Origin of the sequence: Paractinoplanes hotanensis, from assembly GCF_023717965.1 — a bacterium.
Taxonomy (GTDB): Bacteria; Actinomycetota; Actinomycetes; order Mycobacteriales; family Micromonosporaceae; genus Actinoplanes; species Actinoplanes polyasparticus.
In genome coordinates this window covers 1-1,241 of record NZ_JAMQOL010000123.1, presented here as the reverse complement: position 1 = coordinate 1,241, position 1,241 = coordinate 1, and the positions used below count along the sequence as shown (strand labels likewise).

Below are 1,241 nucleotides of genomic sequence, written 5' to 3'. Positions count from 1 at the left end.
GCCAGGGTCTTCGCAAGGTCGAGATATGCCCGTTTTAGGCAAGTCCAAGGAGCTGTAGGGATCGGTACGGGTCTCGGCCGTTTCGGCGTAGGGCCGGTGCTATCGAGGTGACGCCGTCCAGACGCAGGAGGCTGATCGCGGTGTTGCGGAGGGTGGCCAGTACTCGGGGTGCGTTGCCGGAACGCAAGCGGCTGGCGTCCTCGCGGTATGTCGTGTCCCTGATGTGGTGAAGAACCTCGATGGCCCAGTGCCCGCGGAGCCAATCGGTCAGCTCCTCGGGGCCGGCCTGAGCCGCGGTGAGGCTGGTGATGGCGTAGACGGTGACGGTCGACCAGCGCTCGGTGGCCGTGTTGTAGCGGCGGCGCCGGATCCGCAAGGCCTGCACCGCGTACGGGAAGTCCAGCGCGAGGGCTCCGAGGCAGGTGACGGCCTGCAACTCACGGATGTCGTAGCGGCCGTGCCCGCGGTCGCGGGTGGCGTCCAAGGCTGGGATCTTCGCCCAGGGCAAGGCCTTGACCTGCCGATACAGTCGTGGCTGGTTGCGTTTGACGACGAAGACGTAGCCGGCCTTCTTCTCCTCGACCAGCCAGCGGGCATGCTCGCGCTGGGTATGTAACGCATCCGCCGTGATGATCGCACCAGCCAGATCCAGCCCCTCCAGCAGCGGCGTGAACCGGCTGATCTCGTTCGTCTTGCCATCGACGTCGATCTGCGCCAGGACAATCTGTTCAGCCTGGTCCAACGCGGCCAGCAGATGCACCTGGGCACCGGCCGGGCCGCTACCGCGCAGCGTCTTGCCGTCGACCGCGATCACCCGCCGAGCCGCACCGGTCAGGCCCGCCCGCTCGAGCAGCCAGCGGCACACCGCCGCATCCAGGGCGTCGGCGTCGATGCCGGTCAGCACCCGCGACAAGGTGCTGTCGTCCGGCACCCGCCGGACCCCGGTGAACGCGTCGCGGGTCGCGCCGAGCCGGTCCCACACCACGTCCGGCAGGTCAGCGGCCCACTCGACGATCTCCACGACCCGGCTGGAACCGGAGACCACCGCCGCGATCGCAAGCGCGAGCAACCCCGGCAGCGGATGGATCCGACCCCGAGCGTCCCGCGGGTCCGGAACCCGTGCCAAAGCCTGCAACAACCCCGGCATGTCCTGGTCCGACAGCAGCGACACGCCGGACAGACGTGCGGACAGCCCGCCGATCAACGATGATGCTTCCACGAACGCGGTCCTTCTCGATCAT

At 68.3% G+C, this 1,241-nt stretch carries 1 protein-coding gene; it reads right to left on the bottom strand.

Annotated elements, in window-relative coordinates; genetic code table 11:
* Positions 1-34: 34 nt before the first annotated feature.
* The gene (locus tag LXN57_RS47675; protein ID WP_251804958.1) at positions 35-1,219 is read right to left on the bottom strand and encodes an ISAs1 family transposase; all 1,185 of its coding nucleotides are present in this window, start codon (positions 1,217-1,219) and stop codon (positions 35-37) included.
* Positions 1,220-1,241 lie beyond the last annotated feature (22 nt).